This window comes from Shewanella oncorhynchi (assembly GCF_012584455.1).
In the GTDB taxonomy this organism is placed as follows: domain Bacteria; phylum Pseudomonadota; class Gammaproteobacteria; order Enterobacterales; family Shewanellaceae; genus Shewanella; species Shewanella oncorhynchi.
Map to the genome: position 1 here is coordinate 315,329 of NZ_JABAEB010000002.1, position 18,258 is coordinate 333,586.

The window sequence follows — 18,258 nt, forward strand, 5'->3', positions numbered from 1 at the left end:
ATGAAAGAGACATTTTTTAGAACTTTATCTTGGCTACATACCTGGGCAGGCTTGCTCGTATGTTGGGTATTATTGTTGATCTTTTTTGCGGGTAGCTTGAGCTATTTTCGCCATGAGATCAGCCTTTGGAATGAACCCGAATTACACAAAGGGGTTTATCAAGACTACCGAGCCGATACCCTCGAAAACCAATTAGATAAAGGTCAAAGTTACATAGAAGCGCATTCGCCGGCAACAGCGCAGCGCTGGATGATAGGTTTTCCAACTGAACGAACCCCCTTTCAAAGCGTTAGCTGGCAACTGCCACCAGAAAAAGGTCAGCGTCGTGGCAAGACTGAAGAACATGTAGCCTTAGCAGATGGCAGCGGCATGATCTCAGAAGTGCGTGAGAGTCGCGGCGGTGATTTCTTCTATCGTCTGCACTTTGACTTGCACTATATGTCTGCTATTACAGCCCGCTATATCGTCGGCGTTTGCACTATGTTTATGCTGATCGCCCTTATCAGTGGCATAGTGATCCACAAACGGATCTTCAAAGATTTGTTCAGTTTTAGACGGGATAAAGGCGCTCGCTCTTGGCTAGACGCGCACAATGTGAGCTCTGTCATCGCCCTGCCCTACCATTTGATGATCACTTATACAGGGCTTATTACCCTAATGCTTATCTATATCCCATGGACGGTTAATACCGCCTATTCGGGTGATAACCAAACTTTTTTAAAAGAACTTAATCCCGCCAGACAAACCGAGAAAGCCGCGGGGATTAGTGCGCCACAGGTGCAACTGAGCCAATTACTACCTCAAGTGAAAGCCGCATGGGGCGATGCGCCAATTAAGCAAGTGATAGTGTCATACCCTAAAGATCAAAATAGCCAAGTGACCTTTTACCAAAACACAGGTAAAGATGTGACTGATGAAGCCAATATTTTGATATTCAACGGGGTAAATGGTGAGCTTAAATATGCCAGCCCGCACGAGGCCTCAGGAGCATCCGCGACTTACGATACTATGATGTCGCTGCACACGGCACGTTTTGCCGCCCCGCTGCTAAGATTTTTATTCTTTTTCTGCGGTTTATTAGGCTGCGCTATGATCGCGACAGGCACTTTGATGTGGGCCATTCGTCTACGTCAAAAACAGCAAAAATTGATCGATAAAGGCGAGAAACCAAGCTTTGGATTACGTTTAGTTGAAGGGTTAAACTTCATGTTTATCTTAGGACTCCCCTTAGGCACTGTAGCCTTCTTTTACGCCAATCGTCTCTTATCGACAAGTTTTGCAAGCCGCTCTGAATGGGAAGTTCACAGTTTCTTTATCGCGTTAGCAGCAATGGGAGTTTGGGCTTTCTTGGGTCGTTCACGTCGCCAGTGGCAAACCGCATTACGACTCACAGGGACTTTGTGCTGTGCGCTGCCCGTGCTCAATGCCTTCACATCACCAAGCAATATCATCGACAATATCCAATCCCATCAATGGGCTTTAGTCGGATTTGACGTGCTCGCAGTGCTACTTGGTGGCGCTATGCTATTTGCCAGTAAAAGAGTGACTTTGATCGCTAAGGCCCCCTCTAAACAACGCCCAGAAAAAGCAAAAAATGCACGTAGAAGCGAATCCCAAACATCCCTTGCCAGCGACCTTAGCTCGTCATCTTCATTGGAGGAAGCCAAATCATGATGCCAGAATTTATTCCCCTACTTGGGATCTTAGGTTTGAGTTATCTTTCCCTCGCCCTGTTTGCCTTAGCTAAATTTGGTCACTTCAAGGATGTGTTCAATCGTCCACCAGCACAATGGCAAAGTCGTTTGCTAACCTTGTTTGCTTGGTTACTACTAGCATTTAGCTTAAGTGCCTGCGCGAGCGATCAGGGCTGGGCCTACGGGAGCATTTTGTTTATGGGAATAATTTCCCTCGCGGCAATGCTGGTCATCCTAACGTTAAGCTACAGCCCGCGCCATTTACCGATAGGAATCGTCACTGGCAGCGTGCTCACTGGCACTCTATTACTGAGTGCTGGGATCTAATGTCAAGCTAACACTGGCATGGCGATCATGGCTAAGTGAGCACCGCTAGGCTATAGTGCCCTGATGTCCTTCAGATAGGAGAAAATAATGGGCTTTAACTTAACGGTTAACTGGCAAACCTCGCCCGCCGAAGAAGGCGAATTTTGTCGAGACCACAGTATTACCTTTGGCAGCGGCCAGACGATTCAAGCCTCGTCGGCACCGGAATACAAAGGCAATGGGCAAAATGTCAATCCAGAGGAAAGCCTGTTGGCTGCATTATCCTCATGCCATATGTTGACCTTTCTAGCAATTGCGCATCTTAAGCGCTTACCTGTAACCTCCTATGTGGATAATGCCACTGCAGAGCTGGGTAAAAACGAGGCGGGCAAGTTGGCAGTGACAAAGATGGTGCTCAATCCTAAGGTCATTTTCGCTGAAGGGGTCGAAGTCAGCCAAGAAACCCTTGAGAAAATTCACGAGAAAGCACATGCAAATTGCTTTATCGCTAATAGTTTAGCAACAGATATTCAAATCAAGTTTTAGGATTTGAGCAGATCTTTATGGCCCGCTGATGGTTTTCTTAAGCGGGCTTTTTTATTGCCGCACCGTAACTTAATAGCTGTCTGAATCATTGCTATCATCGAATTATCCGCGCCACCTAACCATCCACATAGTTTAACTTTTCACCATTATTCAGCTCAGGTCCAGCTTTTAAACAGTACGATAGAAGCCAATCTTAGCTTGGTATCATCTGTTGGAGTTAAAAGATGCACATTCAACCACTGCGAAATTCCCCGTCTGTCAGCCCACAAAAAAATGTCTCCACTGCTGAATTTGCACAAGTTAACAATGCCGTTCAAACCAGCGCACCCGCGTCAACTGATACAGTAACGCTTTCTAGCGATGCAAAACAATTGGCGGCGAATGCGCAAAAACCAGCAGAAATGCCAGCACTGAGGGATAACATAGAAACCTTAGTCGAATTGAAACACGCGAAGATGAAGTATCAAGTGATCGCCGACATGACCAATTTAGCGACAGGAACGAGCCAAGGGATTTCAGCGCCAACGGCCTATTATCTAAGTCATAACGAAGACGCGAGAGCAATGACAGTTAATCACCTTGCCCAACAACAGCAAGTGAACACTATGCAAACCTATGCGGAAACAAGTAAAAATGGGAATAGAAGTATTAATGAATGGGCATAAAAATGGGTGTTGTCTCGGGAACCAAGAGACAACACCCTAACTTTGTACACGGACATGCTAGCCGAGATACCTTAAATTTCGGTTAAATACTGAATTTAAATATCAATTACTTAGCTTTAATATCCTGTGCCATACCTTTTACAGGCAAAGGTTGCACTTTTAAGGCTGGGATTGGCTGTTTAACCAACTCATCCTTTAAATAACTTATTGCAGTTTCAAGCTGCGCATCTTTGCCATTAAAGGTAGCAAAAGGTAAGTTATCAACTTCAATATCCGGCGTTACGCCATGGCCTTCAAGCACCCAGCGGCCATCCATTGCATACTGTGGATACTCGGCCACCCGCGCCATCCCTTTATCGGTCAACGCATTTCGCCCAGATAACCACACGCCCGCCCCTGCCGTTTGCTTACCAATTAAGGGCGCAATACCGAGTGCTTTAATCCCTGCGGAGAAGGTTTCGCCGTCGGAATAGGTCAGTTCATCGGTTAACACCACTAAATGACCGCGGAAGGTTTGTTGCATATTGGTGTTTGGCGTGCCGTGGGTCGGTTGCCAAAACGCCCAAGCGCGGCGTAGTAACTTCTCGATAATCCAACTGTCAATATTGCCACCGCGGTTACGGCGAACATCGATAATCAAACCCTCTTTATCGTAGTTGGCATAAAACTCACGGGCGAAACTTTCAATATCACCACCGCCCATGGCATATAAGTGCAAATAACCCATCTTGCCCTGACTTGCATCCTCGACCACAGCCGCGTTATGGCTCACCCAATCTAAGTAACGTAATTGACTGTCCACCACAGCGCTAACGGGCATGACGATGGTTTTATGGGTTTGGCTACCACGCTTAAGCTGCAGCAAGACTTGCTTGTCCTGCTGATTACGTAAAAGACGCGTGACGTCGGCCACATTCACCACTGGCGTGCCATTAATAGCCAACAGCATATCGCCTTCTTTAGCATCGACTTCGATACGATTTAACGGTGATGCATTAGCCGGTAACTCAGGATCGTTACTGTAAATGTGCGCAATTTTAACACCATCAGCAGTTTGTTGTAGACGGGCGCCAAGACTTGCCGCTTTAGCCGCATCGGGATCTTGAGGTATGTCACCACCGCGCACCTGTGAGTGCAAAGAATCTAACTCGCCCATCATTTGCATGAAGATGTCATTCAGTTCGTTACGATCGGTCAGGCGGTCGAGCAAAGGTTGATACTTAGCTTTGGTCGCTTGCCAATCGAGGCCGCGCATTTTTTTGTCGAAGAAAGATTCTCGGTGCATCAACCACGCATCTTCAAACATTTGCTGCCATTCAAGCTGCGGAGAAATCGCTAGCTGCCATTGTTCCGTTTGCACTTTGGCATTATCCGTATCGCCTAATTTATCGCCGCCATCAACAATCAGGAGTGATTTCTCATTACTGTGCTTACGTAGCATCAGCTTTTTACCATCGGCAGAAACCTCATATTGGCCAATGTCCTCGGCAAAAACCTCGGCTTTGGGGCTTAATCGGTCAAATTTGATGGTCATTAAATTAGGTGCGACATCGTCGCCAATAGCTTGATCTAACAAATAAAGTCTATCATCGACGACGCGCAGCTTACTGTAATTGCCTGAATCGACAGGCACTTGCCATAAACGCTGAGAGATCCCTGCCCAATCGATTTTTACTGGACTCGGTTTATCCTTAGCATCGGTTTTTTCAACTTGATTCGATTCGAGTTCATTGGGTTTACTAAAGGGGAATTTGGCATTTTTGACCAGTGCGATGGCAAAAATTTGGCTGCGTTTATCAAACACAGGGCCCATGTTTCTATCGCCCCAAGGTGAACTTGGTGTTGCGCTGAATTGGCGGTTTGACAGGAAATATAGCCACTGGCCGTCACTGCTAAAGGTTGGCGAATAGGACTCGTATTTGTCGCTTGTGAGCGTCTCGGCCTTATTTTCATCCACAGAATACAGGACGATTTGCGGACGTTGTTTACCGATTTCCGACTTAGTTAATGCAATAAAACGGCTGTCACTGGACCAGCGGATATCGGCGTAAGGCCCAAGTCCCTCGCCGTTAGTGATGATTTTTTGATTAGTATTTTTCTTTAAGTCGAACAGCCAAACATTACCATCGTTATCGTCATGGGCGATAAATCGACCGTCACTGGACAAATTAAGACTCATTCTTAAAGTATGACCGTCTTTGGTTAACTGTTTAGCGCCACTGCTGCCATCAGTAGGGAATTGCCAAATTTCCTGCTGACCTGTCATGTCGCTAATCGCATAAACCGACTTGCCATCTTGGCTCAACACCGCTTCCCTTACGCGATAAGTCCCCGGCAGTGCAACTTGAACTAAACGCGAGCCATCAATACCCGCGATCGCCACGTGGCTGCGGGCGGTAATCACCACTTTATCGCCAGCGGGGGCCAAATTAGTCGAAGAAGCGTAATCCATAGGATCTTTTACCCAATGCTCACGGCGCTCGGCAAAATCGGAAGTGAGTTCAATATTGAGTAACGAGTCTTTAGCGGCCGCAATATCAAACACATGGATATCCGCACCTAACTGGAATACCACTTTGCCTTGGTCCATCCGCGCACCGCGGACTTGCCAATCTTTAAATTGAGTCAACTGTTTTGCATCTGAACCATCGAGCGCACTCGACCAGAGGTTGTCGTTGCCATCGCTGTCGCTAATAAAATAGAGTCTGTCCTGCCATGGCATAGGTTGGCGCACTGAGCCGTCGTGTTGGCCGCTGAGCAACTGTGCTTCGGTTTTGCTGCCGAGTTTAAAGCGCCATAATTCACCTTTTGCGCCGCCACGGTACACTTTGGCATTATCGCCAGTCACTTGCAGACCAAAGCGGGTGAAGTACACGTATTCGTTGCGATCATCAATCACACCTTCAACTGCATCGGCTAAGGGTAAATCTGTGGTGGTGAGGGTTTGAGGATCGACGCTGCGCAGCATCCAATTATTAGCAGGACCAAAGCCCGTGTCGGTGGAATATAAAATCTCGCCTATGGCAGTCCAGCCCTGAACTCGTACACGGCTATTCTCAAAAGTCACCCGTTTAGCAACACCGCCCGTAATGGGGATCACATACACTTCGCTCGCGCCTTCATAGTTGGCAACATAAGCAACCCACTTACCGTCGGCCGAAATAGTCGCCCCTAGCTCTTCCGCAGGTAAACTCGTTAAGCGAGTAGCCGCTTTTTGACCTAAGGTCTGAGTCCATAAATCCCCTTCTGCAGTAAAGACTAAGGTTTGATCGTGCAACGCGGGCGCACGGTAATACCCATGATTGCTCACCGCATCGGCAGCGATGGTTTGGAACGCTGTTAATGTGCCTAGGGCAAGCATACAGCAGGCGACAGAATGGCGAAGTTTCATGTATGACCTCTATCCTATTGTTATTTTTAGCAATAGACCCTTTACTACGAGATTTTGCTAGCAGATTTAGCGAAGAAATTCTTGCCATGGGCTTTTGTAAAAAAACCACAATCAAGTCCAAAGCATGACAATTGAGCCCAACAAGCTAGCAGAATTTGATAGAGAGTTCAGTAACTTCGAGTCAGAGAAGTTTTAGCAAATGTGTCACATCTTAAATCGTGGAGGAACAACTGAATAAAAGACAGGATTCATTAGAGGAAAACATCAAAGATCATAGCGTTACCATATTGCACTAGGATAAAAATATACCAGAGTCGGACATGAGTGGCTAATGCGAAGGGCTAATGTTAAGGGCTGACATACAGCGTCGTTAGCGGACTGTTTAGGCGGCTCATATTAGACTGTTTCGCCAGTGTCATTTGTTGCCATTTATTGATCACTCGTGCAATTTCACCGTTATCCATCAATGCCTTAATCGCATGATTAAACTGCTCTAACTGGCTTGTCTTGATACTCGCTTTACTGAACATTAAATGAATATGGTTTTGATCTAACACTAACTTAAGTGGTACTAGCTTGATGCGTTGATGCTGGCTGGCGATATAGGGCATAGCTAAGGTATCTCCGACGATCATATCTCCCCTACCGTAGATAAGCATTTGCACAGACTTATTTGAGTCGGGACTTAATACTAACAAGTGCTCCTGCTCTAATCGATATTGAGATTCTTGATAATCTGCACCATACCAACCGCTAGAAGGGACAAGTAGACGCAATTTTTGGGTAAAAATGTCCTCCCATTTATCGATATTAATCTGATCTTTTTGCTCATAAAGTACAAATAAGCGCAGCTCTTCATCTCGGTAATAGGTTGAAAAAAGAGCATAGTTTTGACGTTCATCCGTCATAGTCGCTCCCATCAACACATCTAACTGTCCTGCTCGCAACATCTGATGCGAGCGCTTAGCGGGCACATTAATAAAATGAACTTCACAACCAAGGTACACTGTAAATGCCCGCATCAGATCCACATCTAAGCCTTGGGCTTCTCCTTGAGGATCTTGCCAAGCATAGGGAGGCCAATCGTTGTAACCGACTTTAATCGTGTTCTTACAAGGTAAAGGGCTATTGACCTGCGACGCACTTACAGCGGGCAAGACTAAAAAAAGCATAAATAAGACAGGAACGTATTTAAACCATGGCATAGGCTAAGTTACTTGCCTCTTAAGTTGACGATCCTCTCTTGATTAAGATGAAGTATAACAATTCAGCGTCAGACTTCCGCGAGGGGGTTCTACCTCAGTAAGCGTAGTTGTCACTTAGATAGCGCGCCATAAACACCAGCGAGATCACAGTAATTAGCCTAAAAAAGGGAGCCAAGCTCCCTTCCTGCTTTTACGCCATGTTATTCCACTGCTAGGCAGACATCAGTAGGGCTAAAGCCCTTAAGCTAATATTTTGAATAAATGCACTTTTAATGCAGCAAAATCTGCCGCTAATTCCGCGGATAAGATGGGCTTACTCGCAACAGCTTCAAGCTCAGGCGGCAAGGGTAAGTTAAGCGTTAACTCTCTATCCACAACATCCTTAAATTTAGCGGGATGGGCAGTCCCCAAAAATATGCCCACTTCATCGGGCACTAAGGTTAAAGATAAGGCCTTAGCTGCAATCGCCGCGTGGGGTTCAGACACATAACCCTGTGCATGCAACTCAGCTAATGCCTGTGACGTTTGTTCCTCCGATAAGCGAATACCCACTAAGCTACTCAGTGGCCAGCCTAATTTCTCACAAATGGCTTCCACACGCGGCCAGTTACTGGGTTCACTCACATCCATGGCATTGGACATAGTCGCTTGAGTCGGATTGGGCTGCCATTGACCATTGTCTAAATAACGCGGCACTGTATCGTTGGCATTGGTCGCGGCAATAAAGCGTTTAACTGGTAATCCCATCGCTTTAGCGAATAAACCTGCGGTGAGGTTGCCAAAGTTACCACTTGGCACTGAAATCACAGGATCGGCTTCATGGCGTTGTTTAGACTGGGCAACCGCTTCAAAGTAATAGCAAATTTGCGCGAGTAAGCGGCTGATGTTGATAGAATTTGCCGAGTTTAAGCTCAACCCATCGCGGACTTCGGGATCATCAAAGGCGCGCTTAACCAGATCTTGGCAGGCATCAAAATCGGACGAGACGGCAACTGTATGGATATTTTTGCCCAAAGTCGTGAACATCTTTTCCTGTAGTTCACTGATCTTGCCCTTAGGATAGAGCACCACCACATTGACTTTCTCAAGCCCATAAAAAGCATCGGCAACCGCGGCGCCAGTGTCGCCCGAGGTCGCAGTCAGGATGGTTAAGCGCGTGTCGCCCACAAAGGCATTGACGCATTGCGCCATAAAACGCGCCCCAAAATCTTTAAACGCCAGTGTTGGACCGTGGAATAATTCGAGGCAAGCGCGCTGCTCATCGACGGCAACCAAAGGTAAATCAAAGTTAAAGGCACGCTCAACTAATTCATCGACCGCATCTTGGCCTAACTCAGAGGCAAGCCATGCGCCGAGTACTTTTTTACTGCGCTCAACGAATGGCAACGCCAGCAGCCCTTCAATATCGTCTAGTACGGGTATTTGACTAGGAAAAAACAAACCTCTGTCTTTACCTAACCCCAGTTGTACCGCTTCTTTAAAGCTCACTTTCTGCGAAGGGTGTTTTAAATTATATAGTTCCATGCTCAACTCAACCTTTTGATGCTAAACCTTAAATGCTAATTTGGGGTACTTAGTCTTAGCTAAATTAACTATTAATCGACTCTACGCGTGCCTTGCTCATCGAGGCGACACACGTGGGCAAAGCCACCCACCTCGGTGAGATAATGCGCTTCTAACCAAGCTTTAGCGGTATTTGCCGTGGCTAAATCATCGGTAATCGAAAACAGCGTTGGGCCGCTGCCCGAAATCCCCGTAGTCAACATGCCTAAATCGGCTAAAGCGGCTCTGGCCTTGTCGTAACCCGGGATCGCGGCGGCGCGATAGGGCTCGGCTAACACATCCTTTAATACGCTGATCGCAAGCTTGGCATTCTGCTGGTAAGACGCATGCACAAAGGCGCTTAAATAACGGCCAAAATCGATAGTGACACTTTTATCATATTGATCAGGCATGAGTTTGCGCATCATTGCCGTTGAGAGTGAAATCCCTGGATAGGCCACAACCCAATACCATTCTTTAAAGCTGGGTATTGCTTCGCAAACTGTGCCCGGCACATTGAGCATCAATTGCATGCCGCCCAAATAACAGGGGGCAACGTTGTCATAGTGCACACTACCGCTGATCTTCCCTTCAAACTCGCCCATCAGTTCCAGCAGTGCTTGCTCGTTATAGGGTCTGTCAAAATGTTCATTCAAGGCATATAACGCCGCCACGACTGAGCTTGCACTCGACCCTAAACCACTGCCGACGGGCAGGTTCTTTTCCAGTGTGAGTGCCACACCTTCATCTGCTTTACCCTGCGCAGTTAAAAACTCCTTACTCATGGCTGTTAAGAAGAATTCGGCACATTGGTACACAATATTGTCTTGCTGATTATCAGGCAGTTTATGGGCCCAAGCGCCGGTTTGCATAAGACTCACACCCGACGCTGCTGCGGCGATAGTCACTCTATCGCCCAGTAAACTACCATCAATCGGCGCTAATGCTGCACCGAGTAAATCAAATCCGACTCCTACGTTACCCATAGAGGCTGGAGCGTAAACGGTCAAACTCATACACTCACCTCACGAGTCCAATTCAAGGTTCTTAATACATCGGCAAAGGCACCAGCAGCGGTCACTTCAGTCCCTGCGCCATAGCCGCGTAGCACAAAGGGAATGGGCTGATAATAGCGGCTATAGAACGCCAAGGCATTTTCACCGCCTTTAACGCTATAAAGCGGATCCAGTGCATCCACTTCGGCGATACGCACACGGCACACACCATCCTCAATTTGCCCAACATAACGCAGCACTTTACCTTGGGCTTTGGCCTGCGCCACTTTTGCGGCAATTGCGGCATCAACTTGCGGTAATCGTGCCATAAAGCTTTCAACATCACCTGAATCATCAAACTCGGCTGGCAATACAGATTCAACCTGCACGTCACTGAGCTCTAACTTTAGTCCCACTTCACGGGCAAGAATGAGCACTTTACGCGCCACATCCATACCACTCAAATCATCACGGGGATCGGGCTCAGTAAAACACTTTTCCCGCGCAAGACCTGTCGCTTCAGAAAGTGTCATGCCTTCATCGAGCATGCCGAAGATAAAGGATAAAGAGCCCGATAAAATACCGTTAAACTTATGCAGTTTATCACCCGCAAATAACAGTTTTTTCAGGTTATCGATCACAGGTAACCCCGCACCGACTGTGGTTTCGTATAAAAATTGGCGACGCTGTTTTAATGCCGTTTGGCGCAGTGCTTGATAATAAGCATAATCGCGAGTGTTCGACTTTTTGTTCGGCGTGACCACATGTAAACCTGAGTTCATCACATCCAAATACAGATCCGATACTTGCTCGCTCGAAGTGCAATCCACCAGCACTGGATTAAGCAATTGTTGCTCTTTTGCCCATGCGAGTAACGCTGGGATATCGCAGGTTTGCTGACTATCGGCAAGCAAGCTAGACCAGTTGCTTAAATCGATGCCTGCGCTGTCGAGTAACATCTTGTTCGAATTCACTATGCCGCAAACACGGATACTGATGTGCTGCTCTTTGAGCATGGCAGACTGTTGTTTTATCTGCTCGAGCAGGCCTGCCCCCACATTGCCGCAACCCACTAAAAACACATCTAAATACTGCTGCACATCGAAAAAGCCTTGATGACAAGCCGCCACCGCATGCTTAGTCTTACGCTGCTCGATCACAGTCGAAATAGACCGTTCGGACGAACCTTGGGCGATGGCGATAATGTTCACGCTCGCCTGTGCTAACGCTTGGAAGAAACGCGCCGCCACCCCTTTATGAGTGCGCATGCCATCACCAATCAAGGACACAATTGCGAGCTCATGACGCATAGCAATAGGTTCAAGCAAGTCACTTTTTATTTCTAATTCAAACTCTTGCTCTAAGGCCCATTTCACTTTGGCCGAGTCAGACGTCGCCACACAGAAGCTAATACTGTATTCAGAGGAACTTTGGGTGATTAAAGACACAGACACGCCGCTGCGGGAAATCGCAGCAAGGGTACGGCTCGCCATGCCAACCATGCCTTTCATGCCTGGGCCTGATATATCGAACATGGTCTGGTTATCTAAATTGGAGATAGCTTTAACCTGCAAGCCGGTTTCATCGGCTTGGTTTGATACCAGAGTGCCGGGCGCATCGGGGTTAAAACTGTTTTTGATATAACAGGGAATATGGAACTGGGCGATAGGCGCAATCGTCTTAGGATGCAGCACCTTAGCGCCAAAATAGGAGAGTTCCATCGCCTCTTGATAGCTAAGTTGTGATAACAGCTTAGCATCGGCAACCACACGGGGATCGGTATTATAAACACCGTCAACATCAGTCCAGATTTCACAACTTGACGCATCTAAACAGGCGGCGAGCACGGCAGCAGAATAGTCAGAACCATTACGGCCTAATGTCACCACTTTGCCCTGTTCGTCGGCGGCGGTGAATCCCGGCATTACCCATACGCGCTTTTCACCTAATGCCAACGCACGAAACCTTGGCTTACTCACAGCGATATCGACCACGGATTCTAACGGCCGACCACGACCTAGAAACAAGGCGCGCGGATCGAGTTGAGCAGACGTGATCCCCTTAGATAGCATCACTTGTTCCATCAAGGCTGCAGATAAACGCTCACCTGCCACCACGATTTCAGCACGTATGCCATCGGGACACTCTTGCAGTAAGCTAATGCCACGTAATCTATCCTGCCAAATCACCAGCTGTGCATTAAGTCCAGAAAAGAGCTGTTCACTCTGCTCACTCGACAACATTGAAGTAACTGCATCTTGGTATAGCGAGGTAAATACTCGCTCAACATGCTGCAGCACAGACGAATAATCTTCACCTTTAACGGCTACATCAACCATTTCTAGTAACGCATTTGTCACAGTCGCCGGGGCCGATAGCACAGTGGCTATGGGTTCAAGCTTAGATGACTTAGCAACGATATCCGCCGCCATCGAGAATCGCTGCCAATTTGCAAGCGAGGTACCACCAAATTTCATTACTTTCATCTTGTTCTCCTGTACCGCGCCCGACTTAGAAATAAGAGCTAGAAACAAAAAAGCCCGCTTCTTTGTGGGAAGCGGGCTCATCGTTAAAATTCTTTAGGGTGTATCAGCCCGCCCCCACTGTTGTTGTAGTGGTGGTTGTAATAATGGTAGTTACTACGAAACCTAGGCTATGCATGTGTTTGGGCTAATCCATGTTAATTTCTTGATAAACAGAATTGCTTTTTTTACCCGCGCTTGTCAACCCCTAAAATGGATTATTTATAGGCAAATATTAACGCTCGATAAAATACTGCATCAAGATTCGTTAATATGAAGTTTTCTAGGGGTAAAAATGCGATTTACGCAATGGATAACTGTTAACGTCAACGTAACATGGCACGAAAACCATTAGATAATCACTTGTTTTTAATCTAATTATTTATAATACACTTTCAAATAATGCGTTATTTGTTCTACCTCATCACTCAGGCTAAATTGACAGGCTAACGAGCAAAAATCACATTACTCATCCTTTCTACCGTAAAGCACCGACAAATTTGCCTAAAAAAACCTGTGCGATATCTAACATAAGCCACTTCAAATTATCGCCAGCACTAAAAAAGCACGTTATTATGCGCGCACATTACGAATTGGAGGCGATATGAAGATCACTCAACACAGCGCGGTAACCATTCATTACCGTTTATCAGATCAAGAAGGCAGACTATTAGAAGACTCTTTCGACTCTGAACCTATGCTATATCTACACGGCACTGAAAACCTGATCCCAGGTTTAGAAGCCGCATTAGATGGTAAAAGCAAAGGCGAAAAACTCGATGTCACTATTAGTGCCGAAGAAGCCTATGGCCCTTATCACGATGGCCTACGTCAAGCAGTGCCATTAGAAGCCTTTGGTGATATCGAAGATATCGTCCCAGGTATGCGCTTCATCGCTGAAACTGAAATGGGTCAGCGCCCAGTTCAAGTCATGGAAGTGAAAGACGATGTGGTTATCGTCGATGGCAACCATCCTTTAGCGGGCCAATCGCTCAATTTCAGCGTCGAAATCGTTGACGTTCGTGAAGCCTCAGCCGAAGAAATCGCTCATGGCCACATTCATGCCCAAGGTGGTTGTGGAAGCCATGGACATGATCACGACCACGGCGGTGGATGCTGTGGCGGTTCAGGCAAACAAGAAGCGGGCGGATGTTGTGGTGGTTCAGACCACGATCATGGACACCACCATGAAGAGCACGAAGCCTGTGACACACCTAAAACAGGTTGTGACGGTAATGGCGGCTGTGGTTGCCGCGGCTAAACAAAGCCTGATACCAGAAGTTAAACGAGAAGTTGTTTATCCGTAAGTGATTAAACTGCCATGGTTTAACCTTTTAAGATGCACGCCCTTAATTTAAGGTCGTGCATTTTTTATACACAAGCGTTTATAATATTCGTAATAGATAAATAACTGACTGGTAAATTGAAGTATTCAAATTTTATATGAATATTTTCAATTAGATATTGATATCAACCTAAGTTAAGCGACGGAGTGCTTATGTTAACCAAACCACTTTACGAAATTTTGCCTTTTGGCTACATGGCGCTCGGTAGTTCGAGTTTTATTGCACTCAACATCAGCTATGCCTTGATAGCGGCAACTGTGGTATTTGTATTAGGTGCGAGGATCTACGTTATGCGTTCTCAAAACCGTCGAACAGACTCGGCTAAGCGGCGTAAATCGGGTTATCTTCCCGAGATAATTTATAACTTTCTACCTTTTATCTATCTCTTAGCGGCGCTGGCTATCTTTAAATTCCTTCCCAAGGATCTTTACCCAATTCTGGCTATCTGTTTACTCAGCTACGGCTTATACATTCTGGTTCGTCGTTCCCTCTATCGTCGTCATAAGCTTCCCATCACGCCTTAAGACTTAGTTCTATTCACCACAATAAGAGCATCACAAGAGTTGTATCCAGGTGAACACTAACCAATTAATTTTTGAACTTTCGCCCTATGCTCAGAAGACATATTCTTCAAATAATTAGAACAACGTGTAATCGTTGCAATACTGACTTCATATTCCGCAGCGATATGCCTTTGACTCATTTCCCCGTCTAGCAGCAATTGAAAGACCTTCAAACGTCCGGCAACGGCACTACGTTCTTCTTCGGTTAACAGTAAATGAAACAACACAGAAAGATCTTCATAATTGCTGTGGCTCAAAATTTTTTCTAATACTAGATCCCAGTTAGCTCGCATAATCACCCTCATAAGTACTGTTCAAGCATTACATTAGCAGTCTAACAGATTTGGCCTACTTACAAATAAATTGTTACGTTTAGCCGTCTTATCCAGACAAAAACTGACAAAATTGCTTCTAGTACATCAAGTTAATTTGTGTACAATAGGAGTGCAATGTCACACTTCGACGCTAATTTGTGAGAATACGATGAAAAAATTACTACTTACTCTCGTTGCCAGTACCTTATTGGCTTCAACTGCTCAAGCACACAATTTCGAAGACTCTAAAGATGCAATTGAATACCGCCAATCTGCATTTGGTCTTATTGCTTATAACTTCGGCGATATGGCTGCCATGATGAAAGGTAAAAAACCTTTCGAAGCAGAAACCTTCGCAATGCGCGCAACGAATGTTGCTGCATTATCCAAAATTCCTTTCGAAGGTTTTATTGATGGCTCAGACAAAGGTGATACCGAAGCCCTAGCCAAAGTTTGGCAAGACAGAGCTGATTTTGATGCAAAAATGAAAACCTTCCAAGAGAATGCTGCCATTCTGGCTACTGTAGCTCAAAAAGGTAATCAAGCTGAAATCAAACAAGCCTTTATGGACACAGGAAAAAGCTGTAAAAGTTGTCACGACATTTATAAGAAAGATTAATTTGACGTTGTTTTCCCCATCAAAAAGCCTGCTAAATAGCAGGCTTTTAGATGTTCCAAAACTAAGTATAAATCTACAGAACTTGCACTATTGGCCACATTAAATAGCCAAATACCACTGCCGCGCATACTGTGAACAGCACTAAAGCAAGCCACTCAGACTTGAATCGAAGCTCGCTCTTCGCACTTGATGAAAAAGCAACCTTCGAGACTTTCTTGTAACCACTGATCATAGCACCAACTAACTTATCCCCTTTCATGGCATGAATAATCACAGCCAGTACATGAATGGCACTCAGCAAGAGAATAAGGTTAAAGTTCGTTTTGTGTAACCAAGTCAAAAATCCACTGGTATCTGAACTGACATAGCTATATAGCGGACCTTCGGTAAAAATATCATCGGTCGCAAAAAGGCCTGTAACTAATTGAAGGCTAATGATCCCAATCAACGCGATGACCATATAGCCACCGATAGGATTGTGTCCAAGTACCACAGACATCCCTTCAGTTCGAATCGATCTCAAGTAATCGAGTACAACTTTGGGGTGATGAACAAAGTGGCTAAACCTTGCCGTATCGCTACCAATGAGCCCCCAGAGGATCCTAAATCCAATAAGGATCAGCAAACTATAAGCAAAAATTTGATGCCACTGCATTTCGCCCGCATCGGCACTCCACCATAAAAGTGCCAACAGACACACCATGCCCCAATGGAAAATTCGCGTGGGTAAATCCCAGACCTTAATTTTAACGTGTTCAGTATTCATAAAATGGGCAAACTCAAAGTGACCGAATGGAATAAGTAGAGGTATTTTATCGGGATTCGGGATGAAACTTAAAGTAAATATAAGTAAATAAGGGCAAAGACTGCGGAGTTATCCCATCGAATATGACCCCATTTAGCTGGCAATACAAGGCTTGTGGGCCAAGAATTATTGATATTTGTCTAAGTGATCAAATATCCAACGAACAGTATCTAATGGGCACAAAAACGTGATCTACATCTCGTTTTATAGTGCGAACCTTGGTAATCTGAAATCCAAGGAAACAACAGAAGGTTCGAAATATGCTAAAGATTACTAGCAAGCAACTTGAAGTCACATCTCCTATTCGCGAACGCATTGAAAGCCGTTTTGAAAAACTTTCAAGGCATGATGTGCAAATGATAAATCCCCATGTAATCATTACGGAGGAGAAACCTGGTTTCAAAATTGAAGCATCGGTTGGCATCCCAAATGGAGAACTCTTCGCTCAAGCAAAACATGAAAATTTATATACTGCGATTAACGCTATGGGCCAAAAATTAGAGAAGCAGCTCAATCGCATAACACACAAACCTGAAGCTCAACGCTCCACATCACTAACACCGACTAATAATGTTGTTGAAATTGACGACGAGTACGAGGAGGAAGATGCGGCATAATTTAAATCTGGTGAGTACGAGAAACGCATCACTTTGAGAGCAATAAAGTAGAAATATTTAATCAGATCACAGTTTTTACAAAAGCTTAGTGCAATCATTTTAATGATGAAAAAAACAGTTCTTTTGACTAAATACCTACTACACTTTACAAAGTGACAGCAAGAATCGAAGTGGTGCGGATTTAAATCGTTTCAAATGTTGATTTACTTTAAATTTTGATTTACAAATATTGATTAACAGATCTTAAGTTCTAAGTAACGTTACTGGATATAACTAAGGAGCACTACTAATCTAAGCTATATAGTTTTAAGTACTAAGGTTTACTGTTAATGATTAATTTTACTTATAATTTCTACGTTTAAAAGTTCAATTTTTATTTTCAACTAGGTTCCACTTTCAATAGCAAGTTTGGAAAGGAGGCAACACAAGAGCGAACAATTTGATTTTAGAAACAATCAAGTATGTTGGCATTCACTAAAAGCAGTACTCAATTTTGACCCAATATCAGGATGACCACCAGAAACAGGCGGCATTGCTGAATACCAGAGTTAACATAAGGAGCCGAGTACAGTACAACGAGTACATTAGCAAAACCTTTAACTATCAAATTTTTTATATCCACAATGGAGGCCTAGGTAAACATAAAAAAAAGTCACATTAACAAAAGCTACATGAATAAAAGCGTTTATTGTAAAACGGGTCAGCACCAATACGTGCTAAACACTGAGATAAATGAGGTAACAACTGTCACGTTTAGTTAGATGTAGATTAGTTATATGAAGAGAGTCATATTTACACTGATATGTTAGTTAGCGTTTTTAGCGTGTGATTTAATATAAGTGCAATACGTTGATTTGATTAAAAGTAATTAGTTTACTTAGTGTTATTTGTATAGTAAAAACTGTAAAACGTATAAATGTTTATTTATGTAATGTGTTAACGTTTACCATTAGTTGAGTTTTGATATTTATAGACACCTTAAATAATGTTTAATTATCAACTAAAAAGGAGGAAATCTAGACTTGACGAAAATTGTAATAACAGTAAATGAAAGTTTTTATACGCTCCATGTATTAACATGTTAGGTTTTAAAGTAAAAAGTAATAATGTAAGTAGCAAGACCTAAAC

General features: G+C 44.8%; 15 protein-coding genes. 8 read left to right on the top strand and 7 right to left on the bottom strand.

Annotated features, from left to right (window positions below):
• The 4 genes from HGO26_RS03610 to HGO26_RS03625 all read left to right on the top strand — a co-directional run bounded on the left by HGO26_RS03610 (position 1) and on the right by HGO26_RS03625 (position 3,211).
• Complete coding sequence (locus HGO26_RS03610) at positions 1–1,674, top strand: PepSY-associated TM helix domain-containing protein (RefSeq protein WP_168823389.1); 1,674 nt, start codon at positions 1–3, stop codon at positions 1,672–1,674.
• Positions 1,671–2,021 carry a DUF3325 domain-containing protein gene (locus HGO26_RS03615; RefSeq protein ID WP_113940646.1) on the top strand — a complete coding sequence of 117 codons (351 nt, stop codon included), beginning with the start codon at positions 1,671–1,673 and terminating at the stop codon, positions 2,019–2,021. Before HGO26_RS03610 ends, HGO26_RS03615 begins: the two co-directional genes overlap by 4 nt.
• 87 nt (positions 2,022–2,108) lie before the next feature.
• Positions 2,109–2,546: an OsmC family protein gene (locus HGO26_RS03620; protein ID WP_028760789.1), complete on the top strand. Its 438-nt coding sequence runs from the start codon at positions 2,109–2,111 to the stop codon at positions 2,544–2,546.
• A 224-nt stretch (positions 2,547–2,770) separates the two neighbouring features.
• Positions 2,771–3,211: a flagellar biosynthesis anti-sigma factor FlgM gene (locus HGO26_RS03625; protein ID WP_168823390.1), complete on the top strand. Its 441-nt coding sequence runs from the start codon at positions 2,771–2,773 to the stop codon at positions 3,209–3,211.
• 106 nt (positions 3,212–3,317) lie between these two features.
• On the opposite strand, the gene HGO26_RS03630 is transcribed toward HGO26_RS03625, so the two are convergent.
• The 5 genes from HGO26_RS03630 to thrA all read right to left on the bottom strand — a co-directional run bounded on the left by HGO26_RS03630 (position 3,318) and on the right by thrA (position 12,830).
• Positions 3,318–6,602: a S41 family peptidase gene (locus HGO26_RS03630; RefSeq protein WP_168823392.1), complete on the bottom strand. Its 3,285-nt coding sequence runs from the start codon at positions 6,600–6,602 to the stop codon at positions 3,318–3,320.
• A gap of 347 nt (positions 6,603–6,949) precedes the next feature.
• Entirely contained in the window at positions 6,950–7,807 is an 858-nt protein-coding gene (locus tag HGO26_RS03635; RefSeq protein WP_168823394.1) for a substrate-binding periplasmic protein, read from the bottom strand.
• A 240-nt stretch (positions 7,808–8,047) separates the two neighbouring features.
• A complete protein-coding gene (gene thrC / locus HGO26_RS03640; RefSeq protein ID WP_168823396.1) occupies positions 8,048–9,331 on the bottom strand; it encodes a threonine synthase in 1,284 nt (427 codons plus the stop codon).
• Between the two features lie 71 nt (positions 9,332–9,402).
• On the bottom strand, positions 9,403–10,365 hold the full coding sequence (thrB, locus tag HGO26_RS03645) for a homoserine kinase (RefSeq protein ID WP_168823398.1): 963 nt from the start codon (positions 10,363–10,365) through the stop codon (positions 9,403–9,405).
• Positions 10,362–12,830, bottom strand: a complete 2,469-nt coding sequence (thrA, locus tag HGO26_RS03650; RefSeq protein ID WP_168823401.1) for a bifunctional aspartate kinase/homoserine dehydrogenase I — start codon at positions 12,828–12,830, stop codon at positions 10,362–10,364. Before thrA ends, thrB begins: the two co-directional genes overlap by 4 nt.
• A gap of 640 nt (positions 12,831–13,470) precedes the next feature.
• On the opposite strand from thrA, the gene slyD reads away from it, so the two are divergent.
• Together slyD and HGO26_RS03660 are read left to right on the top strand one after the other, a co-directional pair.
• Positions 13,471–14,127, top strand: coding sequence for a peptidylprolyl isomerase (gene slyD / locus HGO26_RS03655; protein WP_028760797.1), 657 nt, complete (start codon positions 13,471–13,473; stop codon positions 14,125–14,127).
• A 237-nt stretch (positions 14,128–14,364) separates the two neighbouring features.
• Complete coding sequence (locus tag HGO26_RS03660; protein WP_168823403.1) at positions 14,365–14,736, top strand: hypothetical protein; 372 nt, start codon at positions 14,365–14,367, stop codon at positions 14,734–14,736.
• A 56-nt stretch (positions 14,737–14,792) separates the two neighbouring features.
• Here HGO26_RS03660 and trpR read toward each other — a convergent pair whose 3' ends face one another.
• Entirely contained in the window at positions 14,793–15,068 is a 276-nt protein-coding gene (trpR, locus tag HGO26_RS03665) for a trp operon repressor (RefSeq protein ID WP_028760799.1), read from the bottom strand.
• 190 nt (positions 15,069–15,258) lie between these two features.
• Between trpR and HGO26_RS03670 the strand changes: the two genes are divergently transcribed.
• Positions 15,259–15,708, top strand: a complete 450-nt coding sequence (locus tag HGO26_RS03670) for a c-type cytochrome (protein ID WP_028760800.1) — start codon at positions 15,259–15,261, stop codon at positions 15,706–15,708.
• A 73-nt stretch (positions 15,709–15,781) separates the two neighbouring features.
• Here the strand turns inward: HGO26_RS03670 and HGO26_RS03675 are convergent, their stop codons facing one another.
• The gene (locus HGO26_RS03675; protein ID WP_168823405.1) at positions 15,782–16,474 is read right to left on the bottom strand and encodes a cytochrome b/b6 domain-containing protein; all 693 of its coding nucleotides are present in this window, start codon (positions 16,472–16,474) and stop codon (positions 15,782–15,784) included.
• A gap of 299 nt (positions 16,475–16,773) precedes the next feature.
• Between HGO26_RS03675 and hpf the strand changes: the two genes are divergently transcribed.
• Positions 16,774–17,130, top strand: coding sequence for a ribosome hibernation-promoting factor, HPF/YfiA family (gene hpf / locus HGO26_RS03680; RefSeq protein ID WP_105249847.1), 357 nt, complete (start codon positions 16,774–16,776; stop codon positions 17,128–17,130).
• Positions 17,131–18,258 lie beyond the last annotated feature (1,128 nt).